Origin of the sequence: Pelagerythrobacter marensis (assembly GCF_001028625.1) — a bacterium.
In the GTDB taxonomy this organism is placed as follows: Bacteria; Pseudomonadota; Alphaproteobacteria; order Sphingomonadales; family Sphingomonadaceae; genus Pelagerythrobacter; species Pelagerythrobacter marensis.
In genome coordinates, this window is record NZ_CP011805.1 from 933,435 (window position 1) to 950,880 (window position 17,446).

15 protein-coding genes are annotated in these 17,446 nt (G+C 63.8%); 11 read left to right on the forward strand and 4 right to left on the reverse strand.

The genetic code is table 11. The annotated features are described in order from the left end of the window. Positions 1-4: 4 nt before the first annotated feature. The gene (locus AM2010_RS04555) at positions 5-1,753 is read left to right on the forward strand and encodes a DUF885 domain-containing protein (protein WP_047806068.1); all 1,749 of its coding nucleotides are present in this window, start codon (positions 5-7) and stop codon (positions 1,751-1,753) included. 101 nt (positions 1,754-1,854) lie between these two features. Beyond that, the gene (locus AM2010_RS04560) at positions 1,855-2,151 is read left to right on the forward strand and encodes a glycine zipper domain-containing protein (RefSeq protein WP_047806069.1); all 297 of its coding nucleotides are present in this window, start codon (positions 1,855-1,857) and stop codon (positions 2,149-2,151) included. Positions 2,152-2,248: 97 nt separating this feature from the next. Here AM2010_RS04560 and AM2010_RS04565 read toward each other — a convergent pair whose 3' ends face one another. From AM2010_RS04565 to AM2010_RS04575, 3 genes are all read right to left on the reverse strand, one after another. Continuing rightward, positions 2,249-3,409 (reverse strand): PrnB family protein, encoded by a 1,161-nt coding sequence (locus AM2010_RS04565; RefSeq protein ID WP_047806070.1) that lies wholly within the window; start codon positions 3,407-3,409, stop codon positions 2,249-2,251. Between the two features lie 75 nt (positions 3,410-3,484). Next, entirely contained in the window at positions 3,485-4,000 is a 516-nt protein-coding gene (locus tag AM2010_RS04570; RefSeq protein ID WP_047807694.1) for a hypothetical protein, read from the reverse strand. Next, positions 3,997-4,479: a copper chaperone PCu(A)C gene (locus AM2010_RS04575; protein ID WP_047806071.1), complete on the reverse strand. Its 483-nt coding sequence runs from the start codon at positions 4,477-4,479 to the stop codon at positions 3,997-3,999. The genes AM2010_RS04570 and AM2010_RS04575 overlap by 4 nt, the downstream gene beginning before the upstream one ends. Positions 4,480-4,647: 168 nt before the next feature. On the opposite strand from AM2010_RS04575, the gene dnaK reads away from it, so the two are divergent. Together dnaK and dnaJ are read left to right on the forward strand one after the other, a co-directional pair. Then, positions 4,648-6,576, forward strand: a complete 1,929-nt coding sequence (gene dnaK / locus AM2010_RS04580; RefSeq protein WP_047806072.1) for a molecular chaperone DnaK — start codon at positions 4,648-4,650, stop codon at positions 6,574-6,576. A gap of 78 nt (positions 6,577-6,654) precedes the next feature. Then, positions 6,655-7,782, forward strand: a complete 1,128-nt coding sequence (gene dnaJ, locus AM2010_RS04585) for a molecular chaperone DnaJ (RefSeq protein WP_047806073.1) — start codon at positions 6,655-6,657, stop codon at positions 7,780-7,782. On the opposite strand, the gene AM2010_RS04590 is transcribed toward dnaJ, so the two are convergent. Continuing rightward, on the reverse strand, positions 7,779-10,085 hold the full coding sequence (locus AM2010_RS04590; RefSeq protein ID WP_047806074.1) for a patatin-like protein: 2,307 nt from the start codon (positions 10,083-10,085) through the stop codon (positions 7,779-7,781). The genes dnaJ and AM2010_RS04590 overlap by 4 nt on opposite strands. Positions 10,086-10,156: 71 nt before the next feature. Here AM2010_RS04590 and radA point away from each other — a divergent pair, with 71 nt between their 5' ends. The 7 genes from radA to AM2010_RS04625 all read left to right on the forward strand — a co-directional run bounded on the left by radA (position 10,157) and on the right by AM2010_RS04625 (position 17,433). After that, positions 10,157-11,533, forward strand: a complete 1,377-nt coding sequence (gene radA / locus AM2010_RS04595) for a DNA repair protein RadA (protein WP_047806075.1) — start codon at positions 10,157-10,159, stop codon at positions 11,531-11,533. A gap of 13 nt (positions 11,534-11,546) precedes the next feature. Then, positions 11,547-12,068 (forward strand): CvpA family protein, encoded by a 522-nt coding sequence (locus tag AM2010_RS04600; RefSeq protein WP_047806076.1) that lies wholly within the window; start codon positions 11,547-11,549, stop codon positions 12,066-12,068. Then, positions 12,065-12,502: a hypothetical protein gene (locus tag AM2010_RS04605; protein ID WP_047806077.1), complete on the forward strand. Its 438-nt coding sequence runs from the start codon at positions 12,065-12,067 to the stop codon at positions 12,500-12,502. Before AM2010_RS04600 ends, AM2010_RS04605 begins: the two co-directional genes overlap by 4 nt. 33 nt (positions 12,503-12,535) lie before the next feature. Further along, positions 12,536-14,170 (forward strand): MFS transporter, encoded by a 1,635-nt coding sequence (locus AM2010_RS04610; protein ID WP_047806078.1) that lies wholly within the window; start codon positions 12,536-12,538, stop codon positions 14,168-14,170. Beyond that, positions 14,163-15,203 carry an alanine racemase gene (gene alr, locus AM2010_RS04615; RefSeq protein ID WP_047806079.1) on the forward strand — a complete coding sequence of 347 codons (1,041 nt, stop codon included), beginning with the start codon at positions 14,163-14,165 and terminating at the stop codon, positions 15,201-15,203. The genes AM2010_RS04610 and alr overlap by 8 nt, the downstream gene beginning before the upstream one ends. A gap of 75 nt (positions 15,204-15,278) precedes the next feature. Continuing rightward, the gene (phaR, locus tag AM2010_RS04620) at positions 15,279-15,839 is read left to right on the forward strand and encodes a polyhydroxyalkanoate synthesis repressor PhaR (RefSeq protein WP_047806080.1); all 561 of its coding nucleotides are present in this window, start codon (positions 15,279-15,281) and stop codon (positions 15,837-15,839) included. Positions 15,840-15,891: 52 nt separating this feature from the next. Next, entirely contained in the window at positions 15,892-17,433 is a 1,542-nt protein-coding gene (locus tag AM2010_RS04625) for an aminoacyl--tRNA ligase-related protein (RefSeq protein ID WP_047806081.1), read from the forward strand. Positions 17,434-17,446: the final 13 nt, after the last annotated feature.

Here is a 17,446-nt window from a genome sequence, read left to right on the forward strand (position 1 = left end):
TGGAATGAGAGCGATATTTCAGGCGGCGGCGGTCGTCGCCTGTGTCGTGGCCGCACCTGCGGCGGCGCAGGACAGCGCCGACGATCGCCTCGCCGCCCTGACCGACGCGTATCACGATTATCGACTGGCGGAATATCACCAGATCGAACAGGGCAACGGCAGCACCGCACCGGGCGACCGCCTGTGGTCGGTCACGCCCGAAGCACACCTTGCGCGGGCTGCGCGGGCGCGGGAATTCCTTTCCCGGCTCGACGATCTGAATCGGGACGCGCTCGGGACGCAGGCACAGATCGACGCAGCGGTTTTCCGCACCCTGCTGCAGCACGAGATCGGCGATGCCCGGTTCCGCGAATGGGAAATGCCGTTCGACAGCGACTCCAGTTTCTGGAGCTATCTCGCGCCGCGCAGCGGCTTCACCACCGTTGAGGACTACGAACGCTACATCGCCCGGATGCGCGACATCCCGCGGTATTTCAGCGAACATATCGCCAATGCCCGCGCTGGCCTGGAACGTGGCTTCAGCGTTCCGCGCGTAACGCTGGAAGGGCGCGATGCGTCGATTGCATCGAGCGTGGTCGACGATCCCGAACAAAGCCCGTTCTGGCAGGCATTCGCCGAAATGCCTGCGCGCATTCCCGCCGAGGAAGCCGAACGCCTGAAATCGGCAGGGCGCGCAGCGATCGCCGAAGCCGTCACCCCCGCCTATGCCGGGTTGCTGGCATTCTTCCGTGACGAATACCTGCCGGGCACCCGCACGACACTGGCGGCAGAAGATATGCCGGATGGCGCGGCCTATTATCAGCAACAGATCGCGCAATATACGACGCTGGATCTGACGGCTGAGCAGATTCACGAAATCGGCCTGGCGGAAGTGGCCCGGATCACTGCCGAAATGGAAGGCGTGCGGGAAGATACCGGGTTCGAAGGCTCGCTGGAGGAATTTATCGCCTTCCTGCGGACCGATCCGCAGTTCGTTGCGCGCACGCCTGACGAACTGATGGGCGTGTCGGCCTATGTCGCCAAAAGGGTCGACGGGGTAATCGCCGACTACTTCGGTTTCCTGACGCGCCACCGGTTCACCATCCGTCCGGTGCCCGACGCAATCGCGCCGTTCTACACCGCCGGCCGCGGTGGGTTGGAAGCGTGCATGATGAACACGTACGACCTGGCTTCGCGCCCGCTCTACAACATTCCCGCCCTGACGCTGCACGAGTGCATTCCCGGCCACAGTTTCCAGGCCGGCGTGGCGCTGGAGCAGAAAGATGCGCCGCGCTTCCGGCGGCAGACCTACTTTTCCGGGTTCGGCGAGGGATGGGGCCTCTATGTCGAGTATCTCGGCGAAGAAATGGGCATCTACCGCACGCCATATGAGCGCTTCGGCAAGCTGAGCTACGAAATGTGGCGCGCCGCGAGGCTGGTGATCGACACGGGTATTCACCACTATGGCTGGAGCCGCGAACGGGCGGTCGATTATCTCGCCAGCCATACCGCGCTTTCGCAGCACGAGGTGGAAACGGAAGTCGATCGTTATATCAGCTGGCCGGGCCAGGCGCTGGCCTACAAGCTGGGCGAAATGACCATGCGTCGCGTCCGCGCCAGGGCGGAAAGTGCGCTGGGCGACCGGTTCGATATCCGGAAGTTCCACGATGTCGTGCTCTCGCTCGGTTCGGTCCCGCTGCCAGTGCTCGAAGACCGGATCGATGCGTTCATCGCCGATGGCGGCCAGGGCCTGCCCGGGGTCGACTATAACTGAACGGCTTTTGTGCCGCCCGCTTCGTCGCATCGTTCGCCTGTCGCCGGAACTCTGGCGCCTCGCATCCGTAGCAATCCGATAGAGATGCAACGGAGACACCGATGAACACCAGAATTCTTCTCGCGCCGGCACTGCTCGCTTCGTCGCTTAGCCTTGCCGGCTGTGCCGAGAACTACGCGGTCGAAGGTGCCGGGCTAGGCGCCGCCGCCGGTGCCGCCGCCGCCGCGATCACCGGGGAAGATCTTGAAACCTACGCCATTGCCGGCGCTGCGATCGGCGGCGTGGCAGGCTATTTCAAGGACAAGAACAATCGGTGCGATGGCTGGTACGAACGCAATGGCCGCTATCTGGACGACGATTGCCGCGACAACGACCGGTATCGCGACTATTTCCGCTGATCGCCGGCGGTCCTGCCGAACGGACATCGGCATGAACGAACAAGGGGCCCCCGGTTAGGGCGGCCCCTTGCGTCTGCTCAGGATACGAAATCCGAGCCTAGACCGTCTGGGCCCGGTTCTCGTCCCGGTGCTTCTTCAGATAGCGCATGAACGGGGTCCCCCCGGTTCCGACATCGGGATCGTTGCCCGCAATCGAACCGGCCTGCTTGTTGATGTAGCTGGCGGCATACTCGAGATGCCGCGTGCGGAAGCGCGCCGATTGTTCGAGGCAGGCGTTGAACGCATCTTTCAGCGCCTGATCGTCCGATCCACCCACGAAATCGCGCAGGGTCGATTGCGCCGCCAGGTCTTCGATGAAACGGCGATGCGGGACGGGGCGGTAATGGTGCAGTTCGTCGAGGAAGCTCTTCAGCGGATCGTCGGAGTGCCCGACCTGAAACAGCGCATCCATCGAAGGGACGATGCTGGATTGCGAGCCGGTTTGCCCTCGGAATGCCTGCGGGGTGTCGCCGAACCTGTCGATCCCGCGATAGACCAATCCGCCGTCCAGCGCCGGATTGTTGGCCCATCCGTGGATGTAGGGGCGCACCCGGTGGAAATAGACATAGGGGTCGCAGCGCTCCGGCATGCGCCCGAAATGGCCGTAGATCCGTTCCCACGCCGCATCCATTTCGATCAGCAGCCGGGTCGCTTCCGCTTCGTCGCGCTGCTTCGACACGGTGACGAGCTTCGCCGCGTTGTCGAGCAGCACGCCAGCCTCCGCCTCGATTGCGACATGGACCAGAACGAACCAGTTCTCGTCCGCGCCGCCGTAGAAGTTCTGATACATGGCGATATTGTCGAGATCGACCGGCCCGGCCTTGTCGATCCGGTACCAGTTGTCGAGGACGTAGGAGGAATAGGGCAGCAGCGGCGCCTGGCCCAGGCGGTCGGCGATCGCCACCATCGGCCGCGACAGGTTCGCCGGCAGGAACGCGGGCGGTTCGGGTTCGCCCCAGACATAAGCCTGCACCAGAAACGAATAATGCACCATCGCGGTGCGCACTTCTTCTTCAGGCGCATTCTTCGCCCAATCCTCCAGCCCGGGATCGGGAAGCGCGTCGAGCCAGTGACGAATGCGGCCTGTGGTCAGCAGGCCGGACAATTTGCCGGCGGCATCGACCACGGGATCGAACTGGCTGGGAAGGGCGATCGAATCGATCTCGTAATGCGAAAGAAAGCCGCGCTCGCGCGACATTCCATAGTCCTTTAGCTCCATGATTGAACCTGCATGCCGGGCGCGGGTTGGGCCGCCCGGTCATGGGACAAGTGGTATCGGTTGAAACCGTTTCTCTCAAGAGGCGCCGGGAAAGCGGACCAGCAAGTCATAGGCACCGGCGTCCGCCACCCCGGCAAGGCTGACGCCGTTGCGCAGCCAGAAGGCATGCTTCACGATCTCGGCCTGCTGTTCGATGCCGTATCGTTGGAGCGGCCAACCCGGTTTCAGGGAATAATCGTATCGTGCCCAGGGCATACGGCGGAACACCAACCACCAGCTCCCGTGGGTCTGCGCCTGCCAGACGTGCACCATTTCATGAATGAACAGGCCCTGCCGGATCACGGAGACTTGCGAAAAATCGTCGCAATAGGCGTCGCCCCTCGGGTGGAAGTGCAGGTGCCCGCGCGGGGCCATCGTGATCTTGCGCGGTTGGAAGGGGAAGAACTTGCGGCGGCGGATCGTCACCCTGCCATAATCGATCGCAGTGCCGAATACACTGCGGGCGAGGGCGATCTCGCCCTGCGTCAGGGGCCGTTCGCCGCCTGCCGGACAGGCCGGCGCAGCGGCGGAAACGGCCTTCGCCTCGTTCAGCGCTCTTCCCCGGGGCCGCGGATGTCCGCTTCGAACGTGGTCTTGTCCCCGCCCGATACGATCAGGGTCACCTCGGTCTTGCCGCCGGGCTTGAGATCGGGCGAGACTTCGCTCGCCATGATGTGCTTGCCGCCCGGCTCGAACGCCACTTCCGTCCCTTGCGTCAGGACAAGCGGAAGCATTTCCTGCATCTGAACCTGACGGTTCCATTCGCCGTATTCATGCAGCGAGGCGCTGCCTGCGCCTTCGACGTGGGCGCGGTTGAGCGCCAGGTTGCGTTCCCCATCATAAGCCAGATCGAAATAAACCGCGGCCGGATTGCCTTCCACCGGTGCCAGAACCATGCGTGCATTGGTGATGGTCAGGCCGGGTACGCCCTCGGGCGCTTCGGCAGGCTGTTCCGTCGCGCTGTCGCCGCACGCGCTGAGGCCCAGCGTGGCGGCGGAAAGAAGCGCAACGGCAAGAACGGATGATTTCACGGCAGTTTCTCCCCTCGGAACATATCGGGAAGCTAGCCGGGCCGTTCCCTTGTGCCAACCAAAACCGCACCTATATCGCCCTCGTAATCGAGCCGCCGAGTTGCTTTGCCGGTTTTCGGGAAGCGCATTGCGCGGCGTCCAACGTGTAGAAAGTGGAATAGGGAAACCATGGCGAAAGTAATCGGTATCGACCTCGGCACGACCAACAGCTGCGTTGCCGTGATGGACGGGGACAAGCCCAAGGTCATCGAAAATTCCGAAGGCGCGCGCACGACGCCTTCGATCGTTGCCTTTACCAAGGATAGCGAACGGTTGATCGGCCAGCCCGCCAAGCGGCAGGCCGTAACCAATCCCGACAATACGCTGTTCGCGATCAAGCGTCTGATTGGCCGCCGCTTCGACGATCCGATGACCAAGAAGGACATGGAACTCGTCCCCTACGACATCGTCAAGGGCAAGAACGGCGACGCCTGGGTCGAAGCCGGCGGCGAGGATTATTCCCCCAGCCAGGTTTCCGCCTTCATCCTGCAGAAGATGAAGGAAACCGCCGAGAGCTATCTTGGCGAAACCGTGTCGCAGGCGGTCATCACCGTCCCGGCCTATTTCAACGACGCGCAGCGCCAGGCGACCAAGGACGCCGGCCAGATCGCGGGCCTCGAAGTTCTGCGCATCATCAACGAACCGACCGCGGCCGCGCTCGCCTATGGTCTCGACAAGGATGACGGCAAGACGATCGCCGTTTACGACCTTGGCGGCGGCACGTTCGACGTCTCGATCCTCGAGATCGGCGACGGCGTGTTCGAAGTGAAATCGACCAACGGCGACACGTTCCTGGGCGGTGAAGACTTCGACAGCGCAATCGTCGAATACCTCGCGGACCAGTTCGAGAAGAAAGAGAACATGGACCTGCGCAAGGACAAGCTTGCGCTCCAGCGGCTGAAAGAAGCCGCGGAAAAGGCCAAGATCGAGCTGTCCTCCAGCCAGCAGACCGAAGTGAACCTGCCGTTCATCACCGCCCGCATGGAAGGCGGGTCCAGCACGCCGCTGCACCTCGTCGAAACGATCACCCGCAGCAAGCTGGAACAGCTCGTGGGTGACCTGATCAAGCGGACGCTTGAACCGTGCAAGAAGGCATTGACCGATGCCGGCGTGGAAAAGGGCGGCGTTGACGAAGTGATCCTGGTCGGCGGCATGACGCGGATGCCCAAGGTGCGCGAAGTGGTCGAGGAATTCTTCGGCAAGAAGCCGCACACGGGCGTCAACCCGGACGAAGTCGTCGCCATGGGCGCGGCGATCCAGGCCGGCGTGCTTCAGGGCGACGTCAAGGATGTCCTGCTGCTCGACGTGACCCCGCTTTCGCTCGGTATCGAAACGCTGGGCGGCGTGTTCACCCGCATGATCGACCGCAACACGACGATCCCGACCAAGAAGACGCAGACTTATTCGACCGCGGAAGACAACCAGAACGCGGTGACGATCCGGGTCTTCCAGGGCGAGCGCGAAATGGCCGCCGACAACAAGATGCTGGGCCAGTTCGATCTGGTGGGCATTCCGCCGGCACCGCGCGGCGTCCCGCAGATCGAAGTCACATTCGACATCGACGCCAACGGCATCGTCAACGTTTCTGCCAAGGACAAGGGCACGGGCAAGGAGCAGCAGATCCGCATCCAGGCCTCCGGCGGTCTCAGCGATAGCGACATCGACCAGATGGTGCAGGATGCCGAGAAGTTTGCCGAGGAAGACAAGAAGCGCCGCGAAGGTGCCGAAGCGCGCAACCAGGCCGACAGTCTGGTCCACGCGACGCAGAAGCAGCTCGATGAACATGGCGAGAAGATCAGCGCCGATCTCAAGGGGCAGGTCGAAGCCGCATTAGCGGAAACCAGGACGGCCCTGGAAGGCGACGATACCGACGCGATCAGTTCGAAGGCGCAGGCCCTGACCGATCTGGCGATGAAGATGGGTCAGGAGATCTACAGCCAGCAGCAGGCTGCGGGTGAGACACCGGATGGCGATGCCGGTGCTGACGGCACCGACAGTTCTGATGAAGACGTGGTCGACGCCGAATTCTCCGAAGTCGACGAAGACAACAAGGGCTGAGACGTCCGATGAACAAACAGACCGCCGCCGGAGCGCACCGCCCCGGCGGCGGCTGGTTTTTCACGGGACGGGGATACCATGTCGGCAACTGAAATCGATTTCTATGACCTGCTTGGCGTAAGCCGCGATGCGGATGGCGCCACGATCAAGTCCGCCTATCGCAAGATGGCGATGAAGTATCACCCGGATCGCAATGCCGGGTGCAAGGAGAACGAGGCCAAGTTCAAGGCGATCAGCGCCGCTTACGACTGCCTCAAGGACCCGCAGAAGCGGGCGGCCTACGATCGGTATGGTCATGCCGCTTTCCAGCAGGGCATGAGCGGCGGCGGAGGCGGGCATCCGGGTGCGGATTTCGCCGATCTGGGCGACATTTTCGAAACCATCTTCGGCAGCGCATTCGGCGGTGCCGCCGGGCGCCAGCAGGCGCGCCGCGGTGCCGATCTGCGCTACGATATGGAAATCGGTCTGGAAGATGCCTTTCACGGCAAGACCAGCCAGATAGAAATCGAAGTATCGCAGAATTGCGACACCTGCCACGGCTCCGGTGCCACACCGGGGACCAGCACGCGCGGCTGCAACTTGTGCAACGGTTACGGCAAAGTGCGGGCGAAGCAGGGGTTCTTCGTGGTCGAGCGCCCGTGCCCCAATTGCCACGGTCGGGGCGAAGTCCTCGTCAGCCCCTGTCGCGATTGCGGCGGGGAAGGGCGGATCGACCGTCCGCAGACGATCGATGTGGAAATTCCCCCCGGCGTCGATACCGGCACGCGTATTCGGCTGTCGGGCAAGGGCGAGGCGGGGCCACGCGGCGCACCGCCGGGCGACCTCTATATTTTCGTCCACGTGCGCCCTCACGTCGTCTTCCAGCGCGAAGGCACCACCCTGCTCAGCCGGGTGCCGATCAGCTTCACGACCGCTGCCCTTGGCGGCAAGGTCGAGATTCCCGACCTCGCGGGCGAAACGAATGTCGTCGACATTCCTTCGGGCATTCAGTCCGGACGGCAATTGCGCGTGCGCGGTGCCGGGATGCCCGTGCTGCAGGGCCGGGGGCGCGGTGATCTGGTGGTCGAGATCGCGGTCGAAACGCCGACCAGGCTCAGCAAGGAACAGAAAGCGATCCTGGAACAGTTCCGCGAAACCGAAACCGGCGACGAATGCCCCGAATGCCGGGGTTTCTTCGAGAAGCTGAAAAGCGCGTTCGGGGCCTAACGGCTCAGCACTTCGTTTCGAATCCGTTCCAGCAGGCCAGGATCGGCGCGCAGCCGGGGGCGCTCTTCCTCCAGAATAGCCAGAAACACCTTGCGCTTGAACGCGGCGGGGTCGAGTTTCAGATCGCCTTCCACCGTCGAGCATACGAGGTCGATCATGCGCTCCGCCCCGTGGAGGCGGCCCCAGAGGTAATCGTTTTCGCGGTAGGCGCGGCTGAAGAACGCACCGAAATTGTAGAATTCGATCCCGCGCAAGGTTGCGCGCGTGCCGCCTTCGCGAATGGTGCGGGCATCGTCGGGGCTGATCCGGTCGACCTTGATCGGATCGAATTCGGTCAGCGCATTCTCGCGCACCAGCGGCAGGGTTGCCGTGTCGTAGAAGGGGAACCCCAGATACGTCAGCAGCATCAGTCTGCGGAGGTTCTTTGGCATTCGTTCCAATGCCTCTGCCAGCATCCGTTCTGCCTTCTCGTCCACTTCCGGCAGCAGCCTTCGTTCCGCCAATGCATCGATAACCGCGACCGGGTCCTTCATCACCCCGGCTGAGGTGGTCGCGAAATCGTCCCCCAGATTCCCCACATTCTCCCGGTCGAAATACAGCGCGAGAATGGCGTAGATCGCTTCGCGCGCTTCCTCCACCGCAGCATCGGGAATATCGGGGTCGGCATCCCATTCGCGAGAGAGGCGCCGGGTAAGCAGGCGCAGGCGGCGGACGCGAAAGCCGACATCGTGTGCCCGGAAGAAAGCAATCGCGGCCGGGCTCGCGCCGCCCGACGGTGCGGAAAGGCGATCCAGCCCCTGCCTGGCAAGGGCCGTGCGCAGATGCTGCGCAATCGGCCTCGCGTCGGGAAGGTCGAGATCGCGCGCGGCATCGAAAACGATCTGCGCCAGATCCTCCACGATCGCGGTGAATTTCGCCTGCGCATAGGATTGGAAGGCATATCCGGCGCGTTCGGCCGCGGCCTGTTGCGCCTTGGCCCGCCAGGCATGGAGCCTTTTCGGGGTCGGACGGTCGAGGAAAAGCGTCAGCCCGAACAGCTTTTCCACCGCCGCCTCGACATCGGGGCGCAGGGCGGCGATCATCGCCTGATGCCGCTCCGCCTCGTGCGATTGCCGTTCAAGAACTTCCAGATTGTCGCGGATCGGCTGTTCGCGCGGGATCGTCGATAGTGATCCCAGGATGACGCCGAAAAATCCGACCGGCTCGTCGACGCGTTCGCGCAGGGTCTGCGTTCGGTCAGGGCGCGGGTCGATATAGACGAAGCGGCGGTCCACTTCGCGCTGGGCCGGCCTGCCGCGCAGCGCCTCGATCGCGCCTTCGAATGGCTTGTTGACCAGAACCGATCCGTCGATCAGCGAAATGCCTTCGACCGAACCCTGCCTGGTATTGACCGGCATGACCCGCTCCAGAAAACGTTGCCGCCCCGTCCATTCGACATCGCGTTCGCCGGCCAACCGGTCGATTTCCTGCAACCGCAGCGGCGGGAAGGCGCCGGGGAAACTCGCCGTGGCGCGCGCGGCGAATGTGAGTTCCAGCGGATCGGCAAGATCGTGGCCGCCGCTGCCGGGTGCGCGGGCGGAGAATGCGACCGGCAGGCGGTGTTCGCTTTCTTCCACCACTGGCGGGCTGTTGAGCCGCAGAAGCTCCAGATGGCCGCGAAAATCGGTCGCGGTGACCATCAGATCGATCGGATGATTGGCGGGCAGCAGCGGCTTGCCGCATGGCCCATCGGCCATCGCGGAGAACGCATCGAACAGCAATCGCGAGAATCCGATCCCCGAAAAAGGCGGCTCGAACCACCTGCCGCGGATGAACTGCGACACCTTGCGCCGCACTTCGGCCTGCGTTTCGGGCGCGACGCTTTCCGAAACGGCATTCCCCGGACGTTTAAGCAGCCACCAGGCGATCGGCTGCGCCCAGTACTTCGCGAAACGCCACACCGGCTCCGCATCGGGATCGACCAGCCGCTCGACATCGGCGGTTGAAAGCCACAGGTCGGTCAACGGTTCGAGCGACTGGCCGGAATGGATCGCCTGGGCGAGGAAGACCGCATTTATTCCGCCTGCACTGGCCCCGGCCAGAATATCGGGCAGGACGCGCAGCTTCAGCGCGTGATCCCGGCCGATCGTTTCCAGCAGTTCGCGGTAGACACCCTGAACGCCCTCCGCCGGTTCATCGTTCGAATGAAAGGCGCGGCTGGCGCTGGCGAGCTTCCACAGCTCTTTCGTCACACCGTGCATGTAGACGGCCAGACTCACCCCGCCGTAGCAGACGAGCGCGATCCTCAGTTCCTTCTGCCGCATGGCGGGCCTTGTGCCGAGCATTTGACAGCTTGGCAATTGCGTTCCTTAAATGTTCCGTTTATCGCCTGTGTATGGCAAAGTCCAAGAAGCGTTACGTCTGTCAGGCCTGCGGGTCGGTTTCGCACCGCTGGCAGGGGCAATGCCCCGACTGCGCGGAATGGAACACGCTCGTGGAAGATGCACCGGCGACGGTGTTTTCGCAGAAACACGATTTGTCCCGCGGGGGCCGGGCGGTGGTGTTCGAACCGCTCGACACGCCGGGCGAGGTGTTGTCGAGACGCTCGACCGGTCTGGCGGAATTCGACCGAGCGCTGGGCGGCGGGCTGGTGCCCGGGTCGGCAATCCTGATGGGCGGCGATCCCGGTATCGGGAAGTCGACACTGCTGCTTCAGGCGGCCGCGAAAATCGCCGGCGGGGGCGGGGATACGGTTTACGTAAGCGGGGAGGAGGCGGCTGGCCAGGTGCGTCTGCGCGCCGCACGCCTGGGCCTGGCCGACGCCCCGATCCGCCTTGCTGCGGCGACTTCGGTGCGGGACATTCTGACTACGCTCAACGGCATGGACCCGCCGGCCCTGCTGGTGATCGATTCGATTCAGACGATGTTTTCCGACACGATCGAGGGGGCGCCCGGCACCGTCAGCCAAGTTCGCGGCTGCGCATTCGAACTGATCCGCTATGCCAAGGAGAATGGCGTCGCGCTGGTCCTGGTCGGCCATGTGACCAAAGACGGCAATATCGCCGGACCGCGCGTGCTGGAACACATGGTCGACGTGGTGATGAGCTTCGAAGGCGAACGCAGCCATCAGTACCGCATTCTGCGCAGCCTCAAGAACCGCTTCGGCCCGGTCGACGAGATCGGGGTTTTCGCGATGGCGGGACAGGGCCTGGAAGAAGTCGCCAACCCTTCGATGCTGTTTCTGTCCGGTCGGGACGAGCCGCTGGCAGGTAGCGCGGTGTTTCCCGCGCTGGAAGGCACGCGGCCGGTTCTGATCGAGGTGCAGGCCCTGATCGTGCGATTGCAGAGCGGTGCGACCCCGCGGCGCGCGGTGGTCGGCTGGGACAATGGCCGGCTTGCCATGCTGCTCGCCGTGCTGGAAGCGCGTTGCGGGCTGAATTTCAGTTCGGCGGAAGTCTATCTCAATGTTGCGGGGGGATATCGCCTGACCGATCCCGCAGCCGATCTGGCGGTCGCCGCCGCGCTCGTTTCGGCGCTGGCGGACCGGCCGCTGCCGGGCAAGAGCGTGTGGTTTGGCGAAGTGTCGCTTGCCGGCGAAATCCGCCCGGTGGCGCATTGTTCGCTGCGGCTGCGCGAAGCGGCCAAGCTGGGGTTCGATCGCGGATTCGGGCCCGCCGACGATACGGCAAAGGCTGGCAAGACGGCGGCGCTGGACTATCGCGAGATCGGCCAGCTTGCCAATCTCGTTGACCGGATCGTGGGAAGCACCTAATTTTAGGGGTTCTATGACCGTCTTCGACATCATCGTTCTGATTATCGTCGGCGTTGCCGCGGTGGGCGGGTTCCTGCGCGGGTTCGTGCAGGAGATCCTGTCGCTCGCCGCATGGATCCTAGCGCTGTTCGCGATCCGCGCGCTGCATACGCCGCTCTATCAGGCGATCGAACCTTACGTGGGTAGCGAAACGGGCGCTGCGGTGCTGGCGTTCACGCTGCTGCTGTTGATCCCCTACGCCGCGATGAAGCTGATTGCGGGCCGTGCCGGGCGAATTTCGCGCAATTCCCTGCTCGGCCCGATCGATCGCGTGCTCGGGTTCGGATTCGGCGCGATCAAGGGGGCGATCATCGTGGTTCTGGCGTTTTCGCTTCTAGTGCTGGGTTACGATACGATCTGGGGCATCGGGGGACGGCCCGACTGGATCAGCACCGCCCGGACCTATCCCCTGGTCAATGCCGGCAGCGATGCCCTGGTCGAAATCGTGCACGAGCGGCGAGAGATGCTGCGTGACGACGCCGCTGCCCCGCAATGAACGGGAATGGCGCCGGTCGGCTGTATACGCCCGAACTGCTGTCCCTAGCCGTCAATCTGGCGGATTATCCGCTGGAGGATTCCCTGCCTCATCGCGGGGAGGCGGTGTCCCGCACCTGCGGCAGCAAACTGGCACTGGGGCTGGCGAGTGATGCGGACGGCGTGATCGAAGGCGTCGGAATGCAGGTATCCGCATGCGCCGTGGGGCAGGCAGCCGCTGCGGTCTTCGCTGCCGGCGCGATGGGTATGGATCGCCGGAAGGTCGCAGCAGCAGGGCAAGCCATCGAGGGTTGGCTTGCCGGTGGGCCGGAAGCGGACTGGCCAGGGATCGGCGCGATCGCCGCAGCCCGCGAGCATCCGGGCCGGCATGGCGCGATCCTGCTGCCGTGGAGAGCTGCGCATGCCGCACTTTCCAACGCGGCTGCGGCGGAATAAGGCAGGGAAGCCTTTGGGGGAGAAGGAAATCAGATGAACGAAAGCGCAGCACCGGCGCTGAGAGAGCCGACCGAGAAGGAAATCCGCCTCGTCATTGCCGCATCGTCGGCGGGCACAGTGTTCGAATGGTACGATTTCTTTATCTACGGGACGCTCGCCGGGCTCATCGGTGCGGCGTTTTTCCCCAGCGGAAATGAAACCTTGCAACTGCTGCTGGTTTGGGCCGGTTTTGCGGTCGGCTTCGGTTTCCGACCGCTCGGCGCGATCCTGTTCGGGTTTCTCGGCGATCGCTGGGGGCGCAAGTACACTTTTCTGATAACCGTGACCCTGATGGGCATTGCCACCGCAGGGGTCGGCATGATCCCCAGTGCGGCAAGCATCGGCATCGCCGCGCCGATCATCGTGATCGGCTTCCGCATTCTGCAGGGGCTCGCGCTTGGTGGTGAATACGGCGGTGCGGCAATCTATGTCGCGGAACATGCGCCGCCCGAACGGCGCGGGTTCTATACCAGTTTCATCCAGGCCAGCGTCGTCGGCGGTTTCGTGCTGTCGATCGCGGTGGTCCTGGCCTGCCGCTTCGTCATTCCGGAAGACGATTTCGCCGAATGGGGCTGGCGCGTGCCATTCCTGCTGTCGATCGTGCTGCTCGGCATCTCGCTGTGGATGCGGCTGAAACTGAACGAAAGCCCGGTTTTCCAGTTGATGAAGGCGCAGGGCAAGACCGCGGCGAACCCCTTTACCGAAAGTTTCAGCTATCCCGGCAACAAGAAGCGGATATTCGTCGCCCTGTTCGGGATAACGGGGGTTCTGACCACGATCTGGTACACCGCGTTTTTCTCCGGCCTGTCGTTCCTGCGCGGGCCGATGCGGATGGAAGAACAACTGGTCGAACTGATCCTGTTCGCCGCCGGCCTGATCGCAATGTCGTTCTACATCGTGGTCGGCCGCTGGTCTGATCGGGTGGGCCGCAAGAAGCCGATCGTGGTTGGCGCGCTGCTGACCCTGCTGCTGCTGTTCCCGATCTTCTGGGGCCTGGGGCAGTTTGCGAACCCCGGCCTGGCCGCGGCTGCGCGCGAAAACCCGGTGGTCGTGGCCGGCTCGCAATGTACGACCGACCCCTTCGCCGAATTGTTCGACCGGGAGCAGACTGCGTGCGGCAAAGTGCTGGAGACTTTGACCGCCAGCGGTGTCCGCTACTCGGTCGAACCGGCGAGCGCGCTGTCGGTCACGGTCGCGGGCGACCCGATCGCGATCGCGGACGAATGGCTCGACGACAGCGGGGCGCGGCGCGACGGGATGATCGCTGCGCTGGAACGGCACGGTTTCGCTTTCGCCCGGCAATCGCCGCCGTTGGTGAACATTATCGGCATTCTCGCGTTGCTGCTCGTCCTCGGCGGGCTGTCGGCCTTGACGTACGGCTCCGTCGCCGCGTTGTTGACGGAGATGTTTCCGCCCCAGATCCGCTATTCTTCGATGTCGATCCCCTATCACATCGGTGCCGGCTATCTCGGCGGTTTCCTGCCGCTGATCGCCGGGATCATTGTTGCGCGAACGGGCGATGTCTATGCGGGGCTTTGGTACACCTGGGCTGTGGTCGCCTTCGGTGTCGTTGTTGCCTGGTGGGGTCTCCCCGGCGGCCCACCGAAAGATTTCGAAGACAATGCCTGACCTTCCGCCGCCCAGCCTGCGGCTTGAACTCGATACCCAGGCGCTTGCCGCGAACTGGCGTGCTCTCGACGGGCTGTCGGGCACGGCGAGGGCCGGGGCGGCGGTCAAGGCCGACGGTTACGGCCTGGGCGCCGGAGCCGTCGCGAAGACTTTGAAAGATGCGGGTGCGCACGACTTTTTCGTCGCCCACTGGTCCGAAGTTGCGGATGTGGTGCACCATGTCGATCCGGCGCAGATCGCCGTGCTGCATGGACCGGTTCGGCCCCAGGATGTGCATTATGCAAGGGCGATCGGCGTCAAGCCGGTGATCAACAGCGTCGAACAGGCCCAGCGCTGGCGCGAGGGCGGCGGCGGGCCCTGCGATCTCATGGTGGATACGGGGATCAACCGTCTCGGTGTGTCGCTCCGCGATCTTGGCGACGGCGCAATCGCTGCGCTGGATGTCGACATCCTGATGTCGCACCTCGCTTCGGCAGACGAAAACAGCGCCTTGAACCCGTTGCAGCTCGAACGCTTTCAGGCAGCTTGTGCCGCCCTGCCGGCGCGGCGGAGAAGCCTTGCCAACAGCGCGGGTATCGGACTTGGCCGGGACTATGCGTTCGACCTCACTCGCCCCGGTCTCTCGCTCTACGGCGGGGTGCCCCGCGGGGAACTGGCGGACCACGTGCTGCAGGTGGCTTTCCCGCAGGCCGCGGTAATACAGGTGCGCACGCTCTCACCCGGCGACAGTGTCGGTTACAACGCGACATTCACTGCACGAGCGGAGATGCGGACGGGCATCGTCTCGCTGGGCTACGCCGACGGATTTTTGCGTTGCCGCGGTCCGGCGGGCGCTCTCCGGTTCGAAGGGGCGGAGCTGCCGCTGCTGGGCAAGGTTTCGATGGATATGGTGGTCGTCGATCTCACCGCCGCGCCGCAGGTGAAGGAAGGCGACTGGCTGGACGTACCGTTCGCCTTGCCGGAGACTGCGCGGGCCCGCGGGCTGTCGCAGTACGAACTGCTTACCACCCTGGGGCGCCGTTTCCGCCGCTAGTGGCGCGATCATGTTGCGCTGCACATGCTGCACCTGCTAATGCAACATTAGCGCAGCATTTTCAGGAACTTTTCCATGGCCAGAACCCAGGGTAATCCCGACGATCCGATCACTATCAAGAAGTACGCGAACCGGCGTCTCTACAACACGGGAACGTCCAGCTACATCACGCTGGACGATCTCGCGCGGATGACGCGGGAGGATGTGCAGTTCAAGGTCGTCGATGCGAAGACGGGCGACGATATCACGCACTCGATCCTGACGCAGATCATCATGGAAGAGGAATCGAGCGGCGGGGAACAGATGTTGCCGGTCAGCTTCCTGCGCGATCTGATTTCGATGTACGGCAATTCGATGCAGGCGATGATGCCCGGCTACCTCGAAGCGAGCATGGCGAATTTCCGCAAGAACCAGACCAAGCTGCAGGAGGCGTTTCGCGACGGAATGGGCAGCAGCCCCTTCGCCAAGATCGCGGAAACGAACATGGCCATGATGCGCGCGGCGACCGAAGCCTTCATGCCCGGCGCGGCGGAGGCGGAGGAAACCCCGGCACCGCCCAGGCAGGAATCGGAAATCGCCGCCCTTCGCGAACAGATGGCGGCAATGCAGAAAAAGCTGGACGAGTTGGGCAAGTAGCGCGAACGGGCGCACCGCACCGCCTCCAGGCAAGACAATAACGGGAAACGATGTGTCCAAGATCCGCCATGCGCTGAACACCCGGCGCGCAGACGATTTCGCCCAGTGGTATCAGGAAGTGATCTCCGCCGCCGACATGGCCGAGGAATCGGGCGTGCGTGGGTGCATGGTGATCAAGCCGTGGGGCTACGGCATCTGGGAACGGATTCAGCGGCTGCTGGATGCGAGGATCAAGGCCACCGGCCACGACAATTGCTATTTCCCGATTTTCATCCCGCTTTCGAACTTCGAGCGTGAGGCCGAGCATGTCGAAGGTTTCGCCAAGGAAATGGCGGTGGTCACCCATCACCGCCTGATCGCGGATGGCGAAGGTGGCCTGATCCCCGACCCCGAGGCGAAGCTGGAAGAGCCGCTGGTCGTCCGCCCCACGTCGGAAACGATCATTGGCGACGCGATGGCCCGCTGGGTGCAATCGTGGCGCGATCTCCCGCTCAAGCTGAACCAGTGGGCCAATGTCGTGCGCTGGGAAATGCGGACGCGGATGTTCCTGCGCACCAGCGAATTCCTCTGGCAGGAAGGGCACACGGCGCACGAGAACGCCGATGATGCGAAGGCGCACACGCTGCGGATGCTCGAAGTCTATCGCGCCCATGCCGAAGAAGATCTGGCGATGCCCGTGGTTGCTGGCGAAAAGCCGGAGCACGAGCGTTTCCCCGGGGCGGTGGAGACATGGTCGATCGAGGCGATGATGCAGGATGGCAAGGCGCTGCAGGCCGGCACCAGCCATTACCTCGGCACCAATTTCGCGCAGGCCGCCGGTATCCGCTACCAGAGCCGCGAAGGCGCGCAGGAGCTATGCCACACGACCAGCTGGGGCGTATCGACGCGGCTCGTCGGCGGCATGATCATGACGCATGGCGACGACGATGGGCTGCGGGTTCCCCCCAGGCTGGCGCCTTGGCAGGTCGTGATCCTGCCAATGCTGCGCGAGGATGATGGCGACGCTGCGCTGCTGGAATATTGCGAGCGGCTGCGTTCTTCGCTGGGCGCGCAATGGGCATGCGGCGAGCCGCTGCGCATTCTGCTCGACGACAAGCCGGGCAAAGCCGCCGCCAAGCGGTGGGACTGGGTGCGCAAGGGTGCTCCGGTCATCGTCGAAGTCGGTGGGCGCGATATGGACGGGGGCGTCGTCAGCCTGCTGCGTCGCGACAATCTGTGGGGCGAAAACGGCAAGCCGGCCTTCCAGACCCCGACGATCGAGGACGCAGGCCAGGCGATCCCTGCGATGCTGGAGGAAATTCAGCAGGCGCTGTTTGCCGAAGCGGCCCAGCGGCGTGATGCGAACGTGAAGCGCGGGGTCTCGACGATGGCCGAGATCGAAGATTTCTTCGCGACGAACGATCGCTACCCCGGGTGGGTCGAAGTGCAATGGTCGCGGCCGACGGGCGCTGCGCTGGACAAGGTCGTCGAGGATCTGAAGGCTCTCAAGCTGACGGTTCGCAATGTCCCGATCGGCGCGGAAGAGGTTGACGGCGCTTGCGCGTTCACTGGCGACCCGGCGGTTGAGCGGGTGTTGATCGGCAAAGCTTACTGATCGCCCATTGGGG

Bases quoted from the DNA above. Each gene is read 5' to 3' on its own strand.
- AM2010_RS04555 (WP_047806068.1), top strand. From the start codon at position 5: ATGAGAGCGATATTTCAGGCGGCGGCGGTCGTCGCCTGTGTCGTGGCC.
- AM2010_RS04560 (WP_047806069.1), top strand. From the start codon at position 1,855: ATGAACACCAGAATTCTTCTCGCGCCGGCACTGCTCGCTTCGTCGCTT.
- AM2010_RS04565 (WP_047806070.1), bottom strand. From the start codon at position 3,409: ATGGAGCTAAAGGACTATGGAATGTCGCGCGAGCGCGGCTTTCTTTCG.
- dnaK (WP_047806072.1), top strand. From the start codon at position 4,648: ATGGCGAAAGTAATCGGTATCGACCTCGGCACGACCAACAGCTGCGTT.
- dnaJ (WP_047806073.1), top strand. From the start codon at position 6,655: ATGTCGGCAACTGAAATCGATTTCTATGACCTGCTTGGCGTAAGCCGC.
- AM2010_RS04590 (WP_047806074.1), bottom strand. From the start codon at position 10,085: ATGCGGCAGAAGGAACTGAGGATCGCGCTCGTCTGCTACGGCGGGGTG.
- radA (WP_047806075.1), top strand. From the start codon at position 10,157: ATGGCAAAGTCCAAGAAGCGTTACGTCTGTCAGGCCTGCGGGTCGGTT.
- AM2010_RS04600 (WP_047806076.1), top strand. From the start codon at position 11,547: ATGACCGTCTTCGACATCATCGTTCTGATTATCGTCGGCGTTGCCGCG.
- AM2010_RS04605 (WP_047806077.1), top strand. From the start codon at position 12,065: ATGAACGGGAATGGCGCCGGTCGGCTGTATACGCCCGAACTGCTGTCC.
- AM2010_RS04610 (WP_047806078.1), top strand. From the start codon at position 12,536: ATGAACGAAAGCGCAGCACCGGCGCTGAGAGAGCCGACCGAGAAGGAA.
- alr (WP_047806079.1), top strand. From the start codon at position 14,163: ATGCCTGACCTTCCGCCGCCCAGCCTGCGGCTTGAACTCGATACCCAG.
- phaR (WP_047806080.1), top strand. From the start codon at position 15,279: ATGGCCAGAACCCAGGGTAATCCCGACGATCCGATCACTATCAAGAAG.